The organism is Streptomyces sp. NBC_00988 (assembly GCF_045162645.1).
In the GTDB taxonomy this organism is placed as follows: domain Bacteria; phylum Actinomycetota; class Actinomycetes; order Streptomycetales; family Streptomycetaceae; genus Streptomyces.
Map to the genome: position 1 here is coordinate 8,539,546 of NZ_CP108730.1, position 19,070 is coordinate 8,558,615.

A 19,070-nucleotide genomic window follows, 5' to 3' on the forward strand; every position below is an offset into this window, starting at 1 on the left:
CGACACAAAACTCATCGGTGGGCGAGCGGAAGTGCCGCGAGTTCGGCGATCACGACGGTCAGCGGCACGAACAGGGCGAGCAGCGCGCCCGCGCGCAGGGCTGCCGCGCTGCGCAGCACGGTGGCCGGGGCGCCGAGCCGTACCAGCGCGGCCGTGGTGGCGGCGCGGGCCTGCCGGGCCTCGACGGCGGCGGTGAGCAGGGTCGCCACCGTGCAGCCGGTCACCAGGAGCGTGCCGAGGGTCGTCAGCGGGCCGACGGACGCGTCCGTGTCGTACAGCGCCGTCATCGCGTACGCGCCCGACGCCACCGCGCAGACCACGCCCAGCGGGCGGCCGATGCGGGTCGCCTCCTCCATGAGGACCCGGCCCGCGAGGAGCCGGAGGGCGCCCGGGCGCACGGCTTGGAGGAGCCGTCCGCACAGGTGGGTGAGGCCGGGGCCCGCCAGGGCGAGACCGAGCGCGGTCAGGACCCAGCCGGCCAGCACCCCCGCGGGGCCGCCCGCGTGACCGCCGGGCATCGACAGCCCGTCGGTGTCCGCCGTCCGGTTCGCGTACGCCTCGACGGCGAGCCCGGCGGCGAGGACGGCCACACCCCAGGGGAGGCCCTTGGGGACCTCGCGGGGGGCCGGGGGGCGGGTGGGGTCCAGGTCGACGGGGCCCGTGACGGTGGCGGTCGGCTCGGCGTCTGCTGCGGGCTCGGGCGCAGGGGAGGGCGCCTCCTCGACTGCCGCCGTACGGCCGCCCGTTCGCAGGTGGGCGCCGAACCTGCCGTACGCCCCGAAGGTCTCGCGGGTGCCCGACTTGCCGTAGGCGCCGAAACGGCCGTAGGACCTCGGGCCGTTCTTCGTCGAGGACGGGCGCTTGGTGTCCTTCGGGCGGAGGGTCAGGGCCACCGAGACGGACGCGGTCACGGGGACGAGTGCGAGCAGGGTGAGTGCGGCGGGGAGGGGGAGGGGGGTGTCCGAGGCGAGGAACTCCGCCGCCGCTCCGTCGAAGGGCATGCCCGTGAGGTCGCCGCGGAGGTGGAGGAAGAAGAGCAGGGCCAGCATGGAGCCGAGGGTGCAGGCGAGGGCTGTCGTGGTCGCCGAGATCGCCATCAGGCGGCCCGGGCCGAGGCCGATCGCGGAGAGGCCGGGGCGGGGTTTCGTCGCCGGGTCGGTGCGGGCGACGGCCACCGCGAAGTACACCGTGGCGGCCAGCGGGGTCGCGCACCAGGCGAGGCGGAGGGCCGCGGCGGCGGGGGAGTCGGGGTGGCCCATCGCGTAGCCGAGGGTGCAGAGGAGGAGGAAGCCCGTGCCCGCCGAGGCCACCGCGACCAGCAGGCGGCGCAGTTGGACGGCGGGGTGCGAGCCGCGGGTCAGACGGAGAGCGAGCACGCGGCCCGGCCTTCCGACTCGGCGACCGGGGGGAGGTGAACCGTGTTCACACGGCGTCCGTCCAGAAGCGACACCGTACGGTCCGCCAGGGCCGCGGTCTCCGCCTCGTGGGTCGCGAGGACGACCGTGATGCCGTGCGAGCGGGCCGCCGTCGTGAGCGTGCGCAGGACCTGGGCGCGGTCCGCGCGGTGCAGCGGGGCGGTCGGCTCGTCGGCGAACAGGACCGTCGGCGCCGGGGCCAGCGCGCGGGCGATCGAGACGCGCTGGCGCTCCGCCTGGCGCAGCTCGTGCGGGCGCTTGCGGGCGTGGTCGCCGATGTCGAGGCGGTCGAGCCACTCCAGGGCTGCGGTCTTGGCGCGCCGGCGGCTGGTGCCGCGCAGCATCAGGGGGAGGGCCGCGTTCTCCCAGACGTTCAGCTCCGGGACGAGCACGGGCGCCGGGTCGATCCAGCCGAAGCGGTCGCGGCGCAGCCGTTCCCGGGTGAGCGGGCCCATGGTGTGCACGGGCACGCTGTTGAACCAGACCTCGCCGCGGCTCGGGCGCTCCAGGCCGGAGAGGCAGCGCAGCAGGGTCGTCTTGCCGCTGCCGCGCGGGCCCATGACGGCGAGGATCTCGCCCTCCCGGACCCCGAGCGAGACGCCGCCGAGCGCGGGCGTTCCGTCGTGGTGCTGGAAGTGCAGGGCACGTGCCCAGAGCACGTCGTTGTCCGGCGGGGCCACCATGCGCGTACACCTCGTTCTGATCCGTTTTCCCGTATCGCATCCCCCGTCCGGGGGAACGAAGGCAGGGCCGATCGGTCACTGGCACGCTAAGGAGGGGGCGAAGGGAGCCCGGACAGCACACGGCCCCGGGCCGCCGTTTCTCACTCGAACGGCGGCGCCGGGGCCGGTGTTGATCATCCAGAAGGAAGATCCGAACCTCGGAACGATCAGAGCTTCGTCCAGGCCTCCGTGAGCACCTGGCGGACGATGCCCTCGATCTCGTCGAAGGTCGACTGGTCGGAGATCAGCGGCGGCGACAGCTGGATGACCGGGTCACCGCGGTCGTCGGCGCGGCAGTAGAGGCCGTACTCGAAGAGCTTCTTGGAGACGAAGCCGTAGAGCACGCGCTCCGACTCCTCGTCCGTGAAGGTCTCCTTGGTGGCCTTGTCCTTGACGAGCTCGATGCCGTAGAAGAAGCCGTTGCCGCGGACGTCGCCGACGATCGGGAGGTCGTGCAGCTTCTGCAGGGTCTGCAGGAAGTTGGCCTCGTTGTCGAGGACGTGCTGGTTGAGGCCCTCGCGCTCGAAGATGTCGAGGTTGGCGAGGCCGACCGCGGCGGAGACCGGGTGGCCGCCGAAGGTGTAGCCGTGCAGGAAGGTGTTGTCGCCCTTGTAGAACGGCTCGGCCAGGCGGTCGGAGATGATGCAGGCGCCGATCGGGGAGTAGCCCGAGGTCATGCCCTTGGCGCAGGTGATCATGTCCGGGACGTAGCCGAACTTGTCGCAGCCGAACATCGTGCCCAGGCGGCCGAAGGCGCAGATGACCTCGTCGGAGACCAGGAGCACGTCGTACTGGTCGCAGATCTCGCGCACGCGCTGGAAGTAGCCGGGCGGCGGCGGGAAGCAGCCGCCGGCGTTCTGCACCGGCTCCAGGAAGACCGCGGCGACGGTCTCCGGGCCCTCGAAGAGGATCTCCTGCTCGATCTGGTCGGCGGCCCAGCGGCCGTAGGCCTCCGGGTCGTCGCCGAAGAGCGGGGCGCGGTAGATGTTGGTGTTCGGGACCTTGTGCGCGCCCGGCACCAGCGGCTCGAACGGGGCCTTGAGGGCCGGGAGTCCGGTGATGGACAGGGCGCCCTGCGGGGTGCCGTGGTAGGCGACCGCGCGCGAGATGACCTTGTACTTGGTCGGCTTGCCCTGCAGCTTGAAGTACTGCTTGGCGAGCTTCCAGGCAGTCTCTACGGCCTCGCCGCCGCCGGTGGTGAAGAAGACCTTGTTCAGGTCGCCCGGCGCGTAGTGGGCGAGACGCTCCGCCAGCTCGATGGCCTTCGGGTGGGCGTACGACCAGATGGGGAAGAACGCCAGCTCCTGCGCCTGCTTGGCGGCGGTCTCGGCCAGCTCGGCGCGGCCGTGACCGGCCTGGACCACGAACAGGCCCGCGAGACCGTCGAGGTAGCGCTTGCCCTTGTCGTCGTAGATGTAGGTGCCCTCGCCACGGACGATCGTGGGAACGGGCGCGTTCTCGTACGAGGACATGCGGGTGAAGTGCATCCACAGGTGGTCGTACGCGGTGCGGCTGAGGTCCTTGCTCACGGTTATCGGGTTCCCCACATGTAGGTCTGCTTCTTGAGCTTCAGATAAACGAAGCTCTCGGTGGAGCGCACGCCGGGGAGAGCCCGGATGCGTTTGTTGATGACGTCCAGCAGGTGGTCGTCGTCCTCGCAGACGATCTCGGCGAGGAGGTCGTACGAGCCCGCGGTCATCACCACGTACTCCACTTCCGGCATGGCCGTCAGCGCGTCGGCGACGTTCTCGACATCACCTTCGACGTTGACACCGACCATCGCCTGTCTGCGGAAGCCCACGGTGAGTGGGTCCGTGACGGCGACGATCTGCATGACGCCCTGGTCGAGCAGCTTCTGGACGCGCTGACGCACGGCCGCTTCGGAGAGGCCGACGGCCTTGCCGATCGCGGCGTACGGCCGGCGGCCGTCCTCCTGGAGCTGCTCGATGATGGCGAGGGAGACGGCGTCCAGATGAGGAGTGCTGCCGTTCCTGGACTCGCGGGAGTCCCTCTGTTCTGCGCTGCGACTGGCCACGGCTTCACTGTGCACGACGTCTCGACCGTTCCGCAAGGCCGCTTCGATGAAATTCGTTGTTTACGTGGTCGAGACTTGCGGATTTCGTAGCCTTGACGCGATCGGGGGTGTTGAAAACGTGGGCTGGGCGATTAGTGTGGGTGTCTCAGTGATTGGACACCTGAACTTGGAGGGCCGGCAGTGAGCACCGAACTGCGTCGTCTGCGCAATTACATCGACGGTGAGTTCCGGGACGCCGCCGACGGACGGACCACCGAGGTGGTCAACCCGGCGACCGGTGAGGCGTACGCGACCGCGCCGCTGTCCGGGGCGGCGGACGTGGACGCCGCGATGGCGGCCGCCGCGGCGGCCTTCCCGGCCTGGCGGGACGAGACCCCGGCCAAGCGGCAGAAGTTCCTCCTGGACATCGCCACCGCGTTCGAGGAGCGCGCGGAGGAGCTGATCGCGGCGGAGGTGGAGAACACCGGCAAGCCGATCGGGCTCACCCGCTCCGAGGAGATCCCGCCGATGGTCGACCAGATCCGCTTCTTCGCGGGCGCGGCCCGGATGCTGGAGGGCCGCTCGGCGGGCGAGTACATGGAGGGCATGACCTCCATGATCCGGCGCGAGCCGATCGGTGTCTGCGCGCAGGTCGCGCCGTGGAACTACCCGATGATGATGGCCGTCTGGAAGTTCGCCCCCGCGCTCGCGGCCGGGAACACGGTGGTGCTGAAGCCCTCGGACACCACCCCCGCCTCCACCGTCCTGATCGCCGAGATCATCGGCTCGATCGTGCCCAAGGGCGTCTTCAACGTCGTGTGCGGCGACCGGGACACCGGCCGCGCGATGGTCGAGCACCACACCCCGGCGATGGCCTCCATCACCGGTTCGGTGCGCGCGGGCATGTCGGTCGCCGAGTCCGCGGCCAAGGACCTCAAGCGGGTCCACCTGGAACTGGGCGGCAAGGCACCGGTCGTGGTCTTCGAGGACACCGACATCGCCAAGGCCGTCGAGGACATCTCGGTCGCGGGCTTCTTCAACGCCGGCCAGGACTGCACGGCCGCCACCCGCGTCCTCGTGCAGGAGGGCATCCACGACGAGTTCGTGGCGGCGCTCGCGAAGGCGGCGGCCGAGACGAAGACCGGGCAGCCCGACGACGAGGACGTGCTCTACGGCCCCCTCAACAACGCCAACCAGCTCAAGCAGGTCACCGGCTTCATCGAGCGCCTGCCCGCGCACGCGAAGGTGGAGTCCGGCGGTCACCGGGTCGGTGAGGTCGGCTACTTCTACGCGCCGACCGTCGTCTCAGGGCTGAAGCAGGACGACGAGATCATCCAGAACGAGGTCTTCGGCCCGGTCATCACCGTCCAGTCCTTCACGGATGAGGCCCAGGCCATCGAGTGGGCCAACGGCGTCGACTACGCCCTCGCCTCCTCGGTGTGGACCAAGGACCACGCCCGCGCGATGCGGCTGTCGAAGGCGCTCGACTTCGGCTGCGTGTGGATCAACACCCACATCCCGCTCGTCGCGGAGATGCCCCACGGCGGCTTCAAGAAGTCCGGCTACGGCAAGGACCTCTCGGGCTATGGCTTCGAGGACTACACCCGCATCAAGCACGTCATGACGTCGCTGGACGCGTGAGCGTTCGCAGATCTGTAGGAACAACTGCGCGGCCCCGGACGGGAGTTGACCGTCCGGGGCCGCGCTGTTTCCTTGTTCCTTCTTCGTTCTTTCTTCTTTGCCGCGCACGCTCCGTGTGAACGGGCGGTTGCTTCACAGGCAACCGATCGACAAGGTGTCGGGTCCACAGGAAGCCGCTCGACGCAGCGTCCATTGATCGGGCACGGGCCGGCGGGTCATGCTGCGCGGGTGCCCCAGACTCCGAAGTCGTATCCGCCCTCCCGTCGCTCCCTGCTGCGCGCGCTCGGCGGAACCGCCGTGCTCGGCGCGCTCGCCGGGTGCGGTGTGCCCGCCGCGTACGTGAAGGCGGGGGACCGTGCCGGCGCCGATCTGTCCGCCAAGGACAAGCGGCTGACCTGGGCGAACTGGCCGTTGTACATCGACACCGATGACGACGACCAGACGAAGCGGCCCACGCTGGACGCCTTCGAGAAGAAGACCGGGATCTCCGTCGACTACATCGAGGAGATCAACGACAACGACGAGTTCTTCGGCAAGATCAGCCCGGCGCTCATGAACCACCAGCAGACCGGCCGCGACCTGATCGTCATGAGCGACTGGATGTGCGCGCGGTTCGTCCGCCTCGGCTGGGTCCAGCGGATGGACCGGTCAGCGCAGCCCAACGTGGCGAAGTACCTTGACCCGCAGCTCAGTTCGCCTGCCTTCGACCCGGGCCGCCGGTACACCGTGCCGTGGCAGTCGGGCATCACCGGTATCGCGTACAACCACCGCAAGCTCGGCCGCGAGATCCGCCATGTCTCCGACCTGTGGGCGAGCGACCTGAAGGGCCGGGTCACCCTGCTCTCCGGGCTCGACGAGGCGTTCGCGCTGCTGATGCAAGGCAACGGCGTCGACATCACCAAGTGGACCGCCGCCGACTTCTACAAGGTGTGCGACCAGGTACAGACCCAGATCAGCCGGAACCAGATCCGCCGCTTCACCGGCAACGACTACACCAAGGACCTGGTCAGCGGCGACGTCCTCGCCTGCCAGGCCTACTCCGGCGACGTGATCCAGCTCCAGGCCGACAACCCGGACATCCGCTTCGTCGTCCCCGAGGAGGGCGCCGAACTCTGGGCGGACTCCCTGATGATCCCCGACCTGGCCCGTCACAAGACCAACGCCGAGAAGCTGATCGACTACTACTACGACCCCGAGGTCGCCGCGGAACTCGCCGCCTGGGTCAACTACGTCTGCCCCGTCCCGGCGGCCCAGGCCGTCCTCGCGGCCTCCAAGGACAAGGACACCGCGGAGCTTGCCGAGAACCCGCTGATCTTCCCGGACTCGACGATGCGGAAGCACCTTGCGATCGCGCGGGACATCACGTCGACGGAGCGGGTGGAGTTCGCGAAGGAGTGGAACAAGATCGTGGGGTTGTAGGGGCAGTGTCGCGGATGTGACCAAGCATCTCCTCCGGGGCTACGGCGACTGCGTCGACGGACAGCGGCTCGGCTTGGTCGCGCGCTGCCGTGCGTTTCGTCGCGTGGAGCTTCTGCCCCCCGGATGGCGGCCTGCGGTCGGAGCACAGCTCGGCCATGTCCGCGCGGCGCCCGGTCAGCGGCTTGAGCCCGGTGGCGGCTTCGTAGGACGGGTGGACGTGCGCGTGGACGTCCCTGCGCCTCGTGGTCTCGTCACATCATTGTGTTCGGTTCGGTGGGGGAGTGCCCCGGTCCGTGGTGGTGGACCGGGTGGACCGGGGCACTGGTCGTGAGGGTCAGCTGACCGCCCTGGCGGCGTCCTCGATGAGGTTGGCGACGGCCTTGGGGTGGCTGATCATCGCGACGTGGGACGAGCGCGGTACTTCGACGACCTTGCGCGCGTTCGCTCGGCTGTACATCCAGCGTTCGCAGGCCGGCGGGATCGCCTTGTCCTGGCCGGCGACCAGGCCCCAGACCGGGATCGTCTTCCAGGCCGCGGCTGTGGTCGGGAAGGTGAAGGAATCGGCGTCGAACGGCCGTTGCGTGGCCTGCAGGATGCGGAAGTCGGCGGGGGAGATGTCGGCGGCGAAGGCCGCGTGGCCGTCCTTGCTCAGGTAGAGATCGGTGCCGGTCGTGCCGTCGGCCTTCGTGTACGGGACCGGGACGCTGACCGGCCCGACCTCGCTGCCGGGGAACTTGGTGATGAGCTCGCCCTGCGTCTCGCCGACGTCGGGTACGAACGCGGCGATGTAGACCAGTGCCTTGACGTTGTACTTCCCGGCGGCGGCGTTCGTGATGACCGTGCCGCCCATGGAGTGGGCGACCAGGACGACCGGTCCGCTGATGGAGTCCAGCAGGCTCGCGATGTACGGGGCGTCGGTGGGGATGCCTCGCAGCGGGTTCGACCCCGCGATCGTGGTGTAGCCCTTGTCCTGCAACTCCCCGATGGTGGCGTTCCAGCAGGACGAGTCGGCGTAGCCGCCGTGCACCAAGACGATCGTGGGCTTCACCTTCGACTTCTCCTCACCGGTGCCAGTCGTGGCCGTCGCCGCGCCGGCCGTTCCTTCTGAACCGGCTATCAGCGCCGCCGACCCGGCCAGCGCCGCTCCGGCGGCCAGCACCTTGCGGCGGGAAACATCGGAACTCATGGGACTCCTCACGCACGGGGGTTGGGGGAATGGGTGTGACGGAGGCTTCGCCGCTGAGCCGCCACGTAAGGACGGCGTCCTTTGGGTGCGTGCGCATGGCGAACTCCTGGAAGACAAGGGGGAGGGACGGATCGGCGGCTGCGCGGGGCGTGCCACGTCTCCTATCGGCCGGAGAGTGTCTGAGCCGCCTGGTGGATGACGGCCGCCACGGCGGTGGGTTCGGACACGTAGACGGCGTGACTGCCCGGTGTCTCCGTGACGGTGGCGCCGGCGCGCTCGGACATGGCGCGCTGGGCCGTCGGCGGGATCATGCGGTCGTCGGTCGCGACCAGATACCAGGACGGCTTGGTCCGCCAGGCCGCCTCGGTGACCACTCCACCCAGCGCGGCGAGGCCCCAGGGAACCTGCGAGTCGGCCATGAACGCCGCCAGCTCCTCGGGCACATCCGCCGCGAACGAGGCGGCGAACTTGTCGCGGTCCAGGAACAGGAAGCCGTCCCGGGGCGGCAGGATGGGCGGCACCGGGTCCCCGGGCGCCGGGTCGGCGATGAGGGTGCCCACCGACTCGCCCTTGTCGGGGGCGAAAGCGGTGATGTAGACGAGGCCGGTGACCTTCTCGTGGTTGCCGGCCTCGGTGATCACGGCGCCGTCGTAGGAGTGGCCGACCAGGAGAGCCGGGCCGTCCAGCGCATCGAGGAGCTGGTGGGTGGCCGCGACGTCGCCCCCGAGGGAGAGCGTCGGGTTCTGCACGACGCTGACGCGATATCCCTGCCTGCTCAGGATGGTGTGGACGCCCTGCCACCCGGAGCCGTCCACGAAGCCCCCGTGGACGAGGACGATGTTCTTGGGTTGCGGGTTCTCGCTCATCACTTCTCCTGTGTCATCGAACGGATGAGGTCGCCCGGCATTCCCACAGCCCTGACGACAGGACTGTCTTACGGGCTTCCGCCAGGTCCGCACAGATATAGGGAGGTCTGGCACAGGAAAACTGACACAGCTGAGCCATACGATGCAGATCATGCGACATGAACTCGATGAAACGGACCGCCGCATCGTGGCTGTCCTGCTCGCGTCGCCCCGCGCCTCCTGGCGCGAGGTCGCCCACTGCCTGGAACTGTCGGAGCGCACTGTCGTACGCCGGGTCGCTCCCCTTTACGCCGACGGCACTCTGCGCGCCACCGTGGTCCGCAACCCCACCCACATCCCCGGCGTCATCCCCATCTCGCTGCGCATCCACTGCCGTCCCAACAAGATCCGGCACGTGGCCGACGCCCTCGCCCACCGCAGCGACACCATCTGGGTCGACATCCTCGGTGGAGGCGACGAGATCTCCGCCGTCTTCTTCCTCGACGGACCCGAAGCCCGCAACACGCTTCTGCTGCGCGACCTGCCCGCCACCGACGCGGTGAACTCCTGGACCGCCCAGACCCTGCTGCGCGTCTTCCCCAACGCGTTCCGCTGGACCGCCGGCCTGCTCACCCCCGAGGAATCCGCCCGCCTCGCCCCCGCCCCGCTCGTCGCCGCACCCGCCCCGCTCGCCCTGGACACCGCACTGATCACAGCCCTGGCCGAGGACGGCCGCGCCACCTACACCGACCTCGCCCACCGTGCCGGCACAACCGCCCTCACCGCCCGCCGACGCCTCGACGCACTTGTACGCGGCCTCGTCGTACGCCTGGCCACCGAAGTGGACCTCGCCCTGCTCGGCATCCACGCCGAAGCCCTGCTGTGGATCACCGTGCAGCCCGGCGCGCTGCAGGAGACCGCCCAGACCCTCAGTACTCACCCCCAAGTCCGATTCACCGCGGCCACGACCGGACCCGCCAACCTGCTGATCACCCTTGCCGCAACCGACCTCGACGCCCTCTACACCTTCCTCACCACCACCATCGGCACGCTGAGCCAGATCGTCGCCGTCGAGATCACCCCGCTGCTCGCGACCGCCAAACGCACCGGCCTCATCCGCCGGGCGACACCGTCGAAAGCGGGCGGTGGATGACCGATCGGTCGTATCAAGGGCGTGTCCCATGATCTGCATGACAGGGCGCATCCGTGACATGTTTCCTGCTTCCTGAACCGCTGGACGCGTACAGGTCGGCAGAAGGCCCGTATGACGGTGTTCTCGCGAAGGCGCGAAGGCTGAGCGATGGACGCGTTGAGAACGGGAGATGGCCATGACCGATCACGGTGCCGATCTGCTGATCCGGGCCGCCGCGGTGCACACGCTGCTGCCGGGGCAGCCTCCCCAGCGGTCGCTGGTGGTGCGCGGGGACCGCATCGTCGCCCTGTCGCCCGACCCGCACGGCCTCGACGCCTGGGTGACCGGGCGAACCGCGGTCCATGATCTGCCCGGGGCCACGGTGCTACCGGCCTTCGACGACACCCACACCCATCTGATCTTCGCCGGATTCAGCGCGCACGACGTCCCGGTCCACCAGGCCCGTACCCTCGCCGAGTTCCTGGATCTGATCAGGCAACGGGCCGCCGCCACCCCCGAAGGCGAGTGGATCCGCACCACCACCAACTGGCAGGAGCTGAACCTGGCGGAGCGGCGGATGCCCACCGCCGCCGAGCTCGACCGGGCCACCGACCGCCACCCGGTACTGGTCAAGCGCGGCGGCCACAACGACGTCGTCAACACCTACGCGCTGCGCCTGGCGGGCATCACCGAGGACACCCCCGTACCGCCGGGCGGCGTGATCGGCCGTGACGCCGACGGCCGGCTCAACGGCCGGCTGATCGACAACGCCATGGGCCTGGTGGAGCGCCTCGTCCCCGCGGAGGACCGGGCCCGGCAGATCGACGGGCTGCGCATCGCCAGCGGCCAGTACGCCGCCACCGGGATCGGTACCGTCCGCGACTGCATGGTCTTCCCCGAGACCTACGCGACCCTGCTGGCCGCCCGTGAGGCAGGGGCGCTCAGCACCCGGGTACGCGCACTGATCTCGGCGTTCGGCCGGACCAGCACGGCCGAGATCGAGGACCTGCTCGACACCATGGAGGACTGGCGCTACAGCGCCGACCCGTGGCTGCGGGTGTGGGGCGTGAAGTTCGGCCTCGACGGCGGGCTGGAGGCCGGAGCCACCGAAGAGCCCTACGCCTGCGACCACGCCTTCTCCGGCATGCTGACCTGGGAGCCCGACGCGCTGGCCGAGGCGGTCGAGGCCGTGGTCCGCCGCGGCTGGCGGGTCGGCACCCATGCCTACGGCGACCGTGCCGTACGCGTCCTCCTCGACGTCTACGAACGCGTCCTCGCCCGCAACCCCGGCCTGCCCGCAGGCACTCTCGTCATGGAACACGCCGGCCTGGCCGGCCCCGAACAACGCGCCCGCGCCGTCGAGTTGGGCATCCCCGTCACCATCCAGCAGCCACTGCTGCACGACACCGCCGAGGTCGAGCGGGAGTACTGGGGTCCGGAACGGGTCGCCGCGCTCTTTCCCGCCCGGGGCTGGCTCGACCAGGGCGCGCAGATCACCGCCGGATCGGACTTCCCCGTCGGGCAGTTCGGCGCCATGCGCTCCGTCTGGGGCATGACCACCCGTCAGACCGTCATCGGTGTCCAGGGACCCGAGCACGCCATCACCTACGACGAGGCCGTCGCCCTGCACACCACCATGGCCGCCCGGCTGCACGACGAGGAACACCTGCGCGGCACGCTCACCCCCGGCCGTCTCGCCGACCTCACCATCTGGGACCAGGACCCCGCCCAGTGCCCGAGCGACGCCCGACGCGACCTGAACCCCACGCACACCCTGCTGGGCGGCCGTTTCGTGCACGGCCCGAAGCACACCGCCTGACCCCGGCGACAGCCAGTTCGTAGCACGAAGAACACCGAGGAAATGGGGAACATCATGGATGACTCGACAGCAGGCATTCAGGTCGCCACGACAGGTGGCCTGGTGCGAGGCGCACACCAGGACGGGCTCGCCGTCTTCAAGGGCGTGCCCTTCGCCGCTCCGCCGGTCGGTGACCTTCGCTGGCGCCCCGCTCAGCCCCACCCGGGATGGGCCGACGTCCTGGACGCCACGGTTGCCGGGCCCAGCGCACCTCAGCACTATGTGGAAGAGCCGGACCCCCTACTCGGCGGCCATGTTTTCCCGCCCTTCGACGAGGACTGTCTGACCCTCAACGTCTGGACACCGGCTGCCGACAGCGCCGCGCGGCCGGTCCTGATCTGGATCCACGGCGGCGGGTTCGTGTCGGGATCCGCCAACGTGCCCTTCTACGCCGGCGACACCTTCGCCCGCGACGGCGACCTGGTCGTGGTGACGATCAACTACCGGCTCGGAGCGCTGGGTTTCCTCTATTTCGGATCAGAGCACGGCGGTTCGGACACGGAACCCGGCAACTACTGGCTCACCGACCACGTCGTGGCCCTGCAATGGGTCCGGGACAACATCGCCGCCTTCGGCGGAGACCCCGACAACATCACCATCGGCGGACAGTCCGGTGGCGCCTACTCCGCGGTCGCGCTCGCCGGGCACCCGGAGGCCAACACCCTCTTCCACCGCGCCATCCTCCAAAGCACCCCCCTGGGCTTCCATCTCCCGAACCGCACCGAATCCCAGCAGATCACCGCCACGTATCTGGACATCGTCGGCGTCAAGAACCTCGACGAACTGCGCCAGGTCCCCTGGACCCGCCTGATCGAGGCGTGGCCCGAGATGTTCGAACGCTCCAACAAGTGGGGCCACTTGGCGGTGCCGATCAAACCGGTGCTCGACGGCGTGACCATGGCTCGCGATGCGGTGGAACTGGTCCTTGACGGAGCCGCACTCGACATCGACATCCTGATCGGGTGGACCAGGGAGGAAGCCAACCTCGTGGCCGTCTTCCCGATGTACGCCGACGCGACCCGGGAGCAGGTACTGGCCCGCGCGGCCGAGTCCTTCGGAGACAAGGCCGCCGAGGTCTACGCCGCCTACGAGGCCCGGCGTCCGGGCGCAACGCCCCTACAGGTCCTCCTGGATCTGCTTTCCGACGAGAGGATCGTCGAGCCGGCCATCGAGGTGGCCGAGACGCGGGCCGCCCGCGGGCGACCGGTGTGGGCCTACCGCTTCGACTACCCGACCCCCGCGTTCGACGGCCGCCTGGCCGCCCCGCACTGCCTGGAACTGCCGTTCGTGTTCGACAACTTCGGCAACTGGTCGCAGGCACCCCTGGTCGAGGGCATCGAATCGCCTGCCCGGGACGGCCTGTGCGCGGCGATGCACCAGGCCTGGATCTCCTTCATCCGCACCGGAGACCCCAACCACGCCCAACTGCCCACGTGGGAGCGCTACACCGAGGACAGGCCCACGACGATGCGATTCGACACCGTCAGCACCACCACCGAGAACCCGCGAGAGCTCTAGATGACTGTTTCCAAGGGGTAGCGGCATGCATGCGAGGGTGCCCAGTCTCGATGTGTGACGACCGAGACGGACACCCTCGCAACTGCGGGACTCTCCAGCCGCGCCATCCTGGAGCTGCTGCCCTGCATGGACTCGCCGAGTCTCGACAACTCCCGGGCCGCGCTCAAGCGAATGGCCCAGGAACGCGAGAGGCTCTCGTCCCACATCACCGACCTCATCAACACCCGCGACGCGCTGGACACGGCGATGGCCCGGGTCGCGCGGGACCCAGCAGGTGCGGGTCCATCGACGGACCCGCGTATCCGCCGCCTGGTCCTGTGGTATCTCGCCGAGTCCGGAGCCGTGGGCCTGCCCGCGTCGGGCGACGCGGAGAGTGATGCCGCGGGGACACGCACCCCGGTCCAGCCAGAGGGGACGTCCGGCCTGTCGAGACCAGACGCATCCACGATCCGTCCCCGCACCGCCTGGGCTTTCATCGGCGCTGTCGACAACTCTCACGAACGATGCCTCGTGCCGACCATCGATCCTCGTCACAATCCGCGGCGCGCGTGCCCTGTTCGTCCGTGCTTTCCGGCAACTCCCTTGCCCGGATTGAGAGTTGTGGCGCGATGTGCGTGGAGTCGGGAGGGGTTCTCGCATGGTTCCGGGGATCCGGTCCCGGGAACGGAAGGGGCGGGGGAACCCACTCGGCGCTCGCGAACAGGCGGGCGCCGCTCCATGCGATGGGAGACCGATCAACGATGTTCACTCCGGTGCGGAGAAGAGTACGGACGGCCGCGCTCGCGCTCTCGACCATGGCGGCACTCGCCCTGGGCGCGACCGCCACGAGCGGCGCGGCAGCGGCCCCCGCCGCCGCGAAACAGGGACCGACCTCGGTGGCGTACGTCGAGGTGAACAACAACAGCATGCTGAACGTCGGCAAGTACACGCTCTCCAACGGCGGCGCCAACGTCTTCGACATCGCCGTGATCTTCGCGGCGAACATCAACTACGACACGGGCACGAAGGCGGGGACCCTGTACTTCAACCCGAACGTGCAGCGCGTCCTCGACAACGCCGCCACCCAGATACGGCCGTTGCAGCAGAAGGGCATCAAGGTCGTCCTCTCGGTGCTCGGCAACCACCAGGGCTCCGGCTTCGCCAACTTCCCGTCCCAGCAGACGGCTTCGACGTTCGCGAAACAACTGTCGGACACCGTGACCAAGTACGGCCTCGACGGCATCGACTTCGACGACGAGTACGCCGACTACGGCAACAACGGCACCGCCCAGCCCAACGCCAGCTCGTTCGTGTACCTGGTGTCGGCACTGCGCGCCAACATGCCGACCAAGATCATCAGCCTCTACAACATCGGCCCGGCCGCGTCGCGCCTGTCCTACGGCGGCGTCGACGTCACGTCCAAGTTCGACTACGCCTGGAACCCGTACTACGGCTCCTGGCAGGTCCCCGGCATCGCCCTGCCCAAGTCGAAGCTGTCGCCGGCGGCCGTCCAGATCGGCGGCACCTCGCAGAGCACGGCCGCCTCCCTCGCCGCCCGCACGGTCAGTGAGGGGTACGGCGTCTTTCTGACGTACAACCTCGACGGCGCCGACCGCAGCGCCGATGTCTCCGCGTTCACCAGGCAGCTGTACGGCAGTGACGCCCACTACACGCCGTAGGCCGACCGGGCTTCCTGGCGTCCGGTGCCCCCTCGGGGCTTGTTCCGTCCCGTAGGACCGAGCCTCGGGCCGACCGCGTCTTCGACAACGTTGTCGAAGACGCGGTCGCCGCAGGTACCGCAGGCGGGCGGGCAGGCGAGCAGTTGGTTCAGAGGCTGCCCTACGGCTGCTCGACGTGCCCGGCGGAGCGGACGCGGCAACCGCCTTGCGCGCACTGCCCGTTGAGCGACTGCTGTCCGCCTACGGCCAACTCGCGGGGCAACTCGCGCGTCCGGGCAACGCGGCCCCTCCCATGCATCCGGTGCTCGGCGGCCCCGGCCTTCCCCGCGACCTGCACGGGGCACTCGCGGACGGCGGGCTGGAGGGCAAGCCGCTGCTGATCGGCACCACCCGGGACGAGGCGACGGCCTTCACCGCCTTCGACCCGCACATCCAGAACCTCGGAGTCGACGGCGCGTTGGACCTGCTGGCTGCTCAACTGGGCGAACCTGCGCATGAGTTGTACGCGCGGTATGCCGCCCGCTTCGAAGAGCCCACCGCGGCACGGGTGTTCACCGACGATCTGTTCCGCGCCGACTCGTTGCGGATCGCCGACCATCACGCTGCGGGTGGCAACGCGACCTACGTGTACGAGTTCGACTACCGGCCGGCTGAGGATCCGTATGGGCTGGGTGCCACCCACTGCGGTGAACTGCCCTTCCTTTTCGGCACGTTCGATGCCTTTGCGGGCAGCCCGATGTTGGGCCGGCCAACCGTTGCCGCACGGGCCCTGGGGCACACGTTCGCGACCGCGGCCGCCGAGTTCGTTGCGCGCGGATCGGTGCACGGCTGGCTGCCCTATACGCCTGGGACGGCGGCCCGGGTCCGGCACTTCGGCTGACATCTGGCGCTTCGGCCGGGGCACATCAATCCACTTTGTCGTGACTGGCCCTGTCCTCGCCGTGGGGGCACCCGTTGGGATGGACCTGCTCTCGTCGAAGCCGCTTGAAAGGACTTGATGACCATGCCCCGTCCCCGCTCGTTCGTGCAGGTCGACGTGTTCTCCACGCGCCCCTACTCCGGTAATCCGGTCGCGGTCGTCCTGGACGGGACGGGTCTGAGCGACGAGGAGATGCAGGGTCTGGCGCGCTGGACGAACCTGTCCGAGACCACGTTCGTGCTGCCGCCCACCGTCCCCGAGGCGGACTACCGGCTGCGGATCTTCACCCCCGGGGGCGAGCTGCCGTTCGCCGGGCACCCCACGCTCGGGTCCGCGCGGGCCTGGCTGGACGGTGGTGGCACACCGCGGGACGACGAACGCATCGTGCAGGAGTGCGGCGCGGGACTGGTCGCCGTGCGGCGGGGTGAGGGGACGCTGGCGTTCGCCGCTCCGCCCCGGGTGCGGGAGGGGGCGCTCGACGAGGACCAACTGCTGCGGATCGTGGGCGCGTTCGGGATCTCGCGGGACCGGGTCGTGGCGCATCAGTGGGTCGACAACGGGCCCGGGTGGGCCGTGGTGCAGTTGGCCACGGCCGGGGAGGTGCTCGCCCTCGAACCTGACTTCTCCGGCTTCCCGGACGCGATGGTCGGGGCGATCGGGGCCCACCTCGACGGGTCCCGGCACGCGTTCGAGATGCGTACCTTCGCCCCCGCCGCCGGTGTGCCCGAGGACCCCGCGTGCGGGAGCATGAACGCCGGCGTGGGGCAGTGGCTCACCTCGACCGGTGGCGCGCCCTCCTCCTACCGGGTCTCGCAGGGCACGCGGCTGGGGCGGGCCGCGAGCATCGAGATCAGCGCCGACGCGGACGGCACCGTGTGGGTCAGCGGTGCCGCCGTCGTGTGCGTCCGCGGCACCATCACGCTCTGACCGTCATCCGGCTTCGGTGTCGGCGGTGAGCGTCTTCATCGTGACGTAGCTGGTCACCGTGGCCACGCCGGGCAGGGTCGCCAGCTGGTTGGCGTGGAAGTCCTCGTAGGCGGGGAGGTCGGCCACCTCCACCTGGAGGAGGTAGTCGAAGTTGCCGGTGATGTGGTGGCAGGCGACCACCTCGGGCAGCCGGGTGACCCCGCGCTCGAACGCGACGACGTCCGCGCGAGTGTGCCGCATCAGCCGTACACCCGCGAAGACCCGCAGGCTGCGGCCGATCGCGGCGGGGTCGATCAGCGCGCGGTAGCCGCGGATGACCCCCGCCTCCTCCAGTTGGCGCACGCGCCGCAGGCAGGGGGACGGTGAGAGTCCGACCCGGGCGGCGAGTTCGTTGTTGCTGATACGGCCGTGCGTTTCGAGCACGGCCAGAATCGATCGGTCCACCTCGTCCATGGCGGCAGATTATTGCGCCGGAGGCGCGGCTACCACAATTGTGCGTCTGCATCGCGCGCAATTTGCTGCCAAAGTTGCCGAGATCCGGTCACTTCGGACTGTCGCTCGGTCACGCTTCATGGAGCACCACTTGTGGAGTCACCCCGACGGTCCAGGTCCACGGAAGGGCAGCCATGCCGGGCAAGAGCACCATCACCGTTCACGCCGATCGCGAGGTCCATCCCAGCCGTGCCGTGGCCCCGCCCATCTACCAGACGGCGGCGTTCTCGGCCGAGGACGCGGAGATGTTCGCGCGAGGGGCCGTAGAACCGCGCGGCAAGGACTTCTACACCCGGTTCGGCAACCCGAACCATGCCCAAGTCGCCGCCGTCGTAGCGGAGTTGGAGAACACCGAGGCGGCCATGGTCACCGCGTCCGGGATGGCCGCGCTCACCACGGCCGTGCTGGCGCTGGTGTCCGCCGGCGACCATGTCGTCGGGCAGCGGTCCACCTACGGGGGTACGGCGTCGGTGCTGCTGAACCTGCTGCCGCGTTTCGGTGTGACGACCACGCTGGTCGATCAGACCGACCCGGAGGCGTTCGCGAGGGCGCTGACCCCGCAGACCCGGCTGATCCTGGTGGAGACCCCGAGCAACCCGTTGCTGCAGATCACCGACCTGCGGGCCGTAGCGGACCTGGCCCGTGCGCACAGCGTCCTGACCATGGCGGACAACACCTTCGCCACCCCGCTGAACCAGCGGCCCGTGGACTTCGGTATCGACCTGGTGTGGCACAGCGCGACCAAGTATCTGAACGGTCATTCCGATGTGTCCGCGGGAGTGCTGGCCGGGCCGGCCGAGATCCTCGACCGGATATGGGACGTCGGGCTTCTCACCGGTGCCACGCTCGGGCCGATCGACGCGTGGCTGTTGCTGCGCGGGATGCGGACCCTGCCGTTGCGGGTGCCCCGGCACAACGCCAACGGGCTTGCCCTCGCTGAGGCGTTGAGCTCGCATCCGGCGGTGACGAAGGTGCACTATCCCGGGCTGGCGGCGCACCCGCAGCACAAGGTGGCCGTGGACCAGATGAGTGGTTTCGGCGGGGTGCTCGGCATCGAGTTCGCCGGTGGGTTCGATATGGCCGACGCGTTCCTCGGGCGGCTGCGTTACCCGCGCCGGTCGGCCAGCCTCGGGGGCGTGGAGTCGCTGGCCGTGCATCCGGCGTCGATGTGGCGCGGGATGCTCAGCGAGCAACAGCTCGCGGAATCCGTTCCGTTGGGGCTGGTCCGGCTGGCGGCGGGCACGGAGGACACGGCGGATCTCGTCGCGGACGCGCTCGCGGCGGCCGATGCGGTGCTGGCCGAAGCCGCGACCGGCTGAGATCG

At 69.6% G+C, this 19,070-nt stretch carries 16 protein-coding genes; 9 read left to right on the top strand and 7 right to left on the bottom strand.

Translation table 11 applies throughout. The features are described 5' to 3' along the window. Window positions 1-11 precede the first annotated feature (11 nt). The 4 genes from OG496_RS39345 to OG496_RS39360 all read right to left on the bottom strand — a co-directional run bounded on the left by OG496_RS39345 (window position 12) and on the right by OG496_RS39360 (window position 4,187). Window positions 12-1,376, bottom strand: a complete 1,365-nt coding sequence (locus OG496_RS39345) for a hypothetical protein (protein WP_405974234.1) — start codon at window positions 1,374-1,376, stop codon at window positions 12-14. After that, window positions 1,358-2,098 carry an ABC transporter ATP-binding protein gene (locus OG496_RS39350; protein WP_399387566.1) on the bottom strand — a complete coding sequence of 247 codons (741 nt, stop codon included), beginning with the start codon at window positions 2,096-2,098 and terminating at the stop codon, window positions 1,358-1,360. The genes OG496_RS39345 and OG496_RS39350 overlap by 19 nt, the downstream gene beginning before the upstream one ends. 206 nt (window positions 2,099-2,304) lie before the next feature. Next, complete coding sequence (locus tag OG496_RS39355; protein WP_328678360.1) at window positions 2,305-3,684, bottom strand: aspartate aminotransferase family protein; 1,380 nt, start codon at window positions 3,682-3,684, stop codon at window positions 2,305-2,307. After that, window positions 3,669-4,187 carry an Lrp/AsnC family transcriptional regulator gene (locus tag OG496_RS39360; RefSeq protein ID WP_033282630.1) on the bottom strand — a complete coding sequence of 173 codons (519 nt, stop codon included), beginning with the start codon at window positions 4,185-4,187 and terminating at the stop codon, window positions 3,669-3,671. Before OG496_RS39360 ends, OG496_RS39355 begins: the two co-directional genes overlap by 16 nt. Window positions 4,188-4,352: 165 nt before the next feature. Between OG496_RS39360 and OG496_RS39365 the strand changes: the two genes are divergently transcribed. After that, window positions 4,353-5,792, top strand: coding sequence for a gamma-aminobutyraldehyde dehydrogenase (locus OG496_RS39365; RefSeq protein ID WP_405974235.1), 1,440 nt, complete (start codon window positions 4,353-4,355; stop codon window positions 5,790-5,792). A 228-nt stretch (window positions 5,793-6,020) separates the two neighbouring features. Then, the gene (locus OG496_RS39370; protein ID WP_405974236.1) at window positions 6,021-7,211 is read left to right on the top strand and encodes a spermidine/putrescine ABC transporter substrate-binding protein; all 1,191 of its coding nucleotides are present in this window, start codon (window positions 6,021-6,023) and stop codon (window positions 7,209-7,211) included. A gap of 334 nt (window positions 7,212-7,545) precedes the next feature. On the opposite strand, the gene OG496_RS39375 is transcribed toward OG496_RS39370, so the two are convergent. After that, window positions 7,546-8,397 (bottom strand): alpha/beta fold hydrolase, encoded by an 852-nt coding sequence (locus OG496_RS39375; RefSeq protein WP_405974237.1) that lies wholly within the window; start codon window positions 8,395-8,397, stop codon window positions 7,546-7,548. Between the two features lie 161 nt (window positions 8,398-8,558). Then, window positions 8,559-9,263 carry an alpha/beta fold hydrolase gene (locus OG496_RS39380; RefSeq protein WP_405974238.1) on the bottom strand — a complete coding sequence of 235 codons (705 nt, stop codon included), beginning with the start codon at window positions 9,261-9,263 and terminating at the stop codon, window positions 8,559-8,561. A 151-nt stretch (window positions 9,264-9,414) separates the two neighbouring features. Between OG496_RS39380 and OG496_RS39385 the strand changes: the two genes are divergently transcribed. The 6 genes from OG496_RS39385 (at window position 9,415) to OG496_RS39410 (ending at window position 17,254) form a co-directional block, all read left to right on the top strand. Continuing rightward, window positions 9,415-10,395: an Lrp/AsnC family transcriptional regulator gene (locus OG496_RS39385; protein WP_405974239.1), complete on the top strand. Its 981-nt coding sequence runs from the start codon at window positions 9,415-9,417 to the stop codon at window positions 10,393-10,395. A 175-nt stretch (window positions 10,396-10,570) separates the two neighbouring features. Further along, on the top strand, window positions 10,571-12,193 hold the full coding sequence (locus tag OG496_RS39390) for an amidohydrolase (protein ID WP_405974240.1): 1,623 nt from the start codon (window positions 10,571-10,573) through the stop codon (window positions 12,191-12,193). Window positions 12,194-12,247: 54 nt separating this feature from the next. Then, window positions 12,248-13,750, top strand: a complete 1,503-nt coding sequence (locus OG496_RS39395; RefSeq protein ID WP_405974241.1) for a carboxylesterase/lipase family protein — start codon at window positions 12,248-12,250, stop codon at window positions 13,748-13,750. A 740-nt stretch (window positions 13,751-14,490) separates the two neighbouring features. After that, window positions 14,491-15,408 carry an endo-beta-N-acetylglucosaminidase H gene (locus OG496_RS39400; protein ID WP_405974242.1) on the top strand — a complete coding sequence of 306 codons (918 nt, stop codon included), beginning with the start codon at window positions 14,491-14,493 and terminating at the stop codon, window positions 15,406-15,408. Window positions 15,409-15,583: 175 nt separating this feature from the next. Further along, complete coding sequence (locus tag OG496_RS39405) at window positions 15,584-16,288, top strand: carboxylesterase family protein (RefSeq protein ID WP_405974243.1); 705 nt, start codon at window positions 15,584-15,586, stop codon at window positions 16,286-16,288. Window positions 16,289-16,411: 123 nt separating this feature from the next. Beyond that, window positions 16,412-17,254 carry a PhzF family phenazine biosynthesis protein gene (locus OG496_RS39410; protein ID WP_405974244.1) on the top strand — a complete coding sequence of 281 codons (843 nt, stop codon included), beginning with the start codon at window positions 16,412-16,414 and terminating at the stop codon, window positions 17,252-17,254. A gap of 3 nt (window positions 17,255-17,257) precedes the next feature. Here the strand turns inward: OG496_RS39410 and OG496_RS39415 are convergent, their stop codons facing one another. Further along, the gene (locus tag OG496_RS39415) at window positions 17,258-17,707 is read right to left on the bottom strand and encodes an Lrp/AsnC family transcriptional regulator (protein ID WP_366490226.1); all 450 of its coding nucleotides are present in this window, start codon (window positions 17,705-17,707) and stop codon (window positions 17,258-17,260) included. Between the two features lie 173 nt (window positions 17,708-17,880). Here OG496_RS39415 and OG496_RS39420 point away from each other — a divergent pair, with 173 nt between their 5' ends. Further along, a complete protein-coding gene (locus OG496_RS39420) occupies window positions 17,881-19,065 on the top strand; it encodes a trans-sulfuration enzyme family protein (RefSeq protein WP_405974245.1) in 1,185 nt (394 codons plus the stop codon). Window positions 19,066-19,070: the final 5 nt, after the last annotated feature.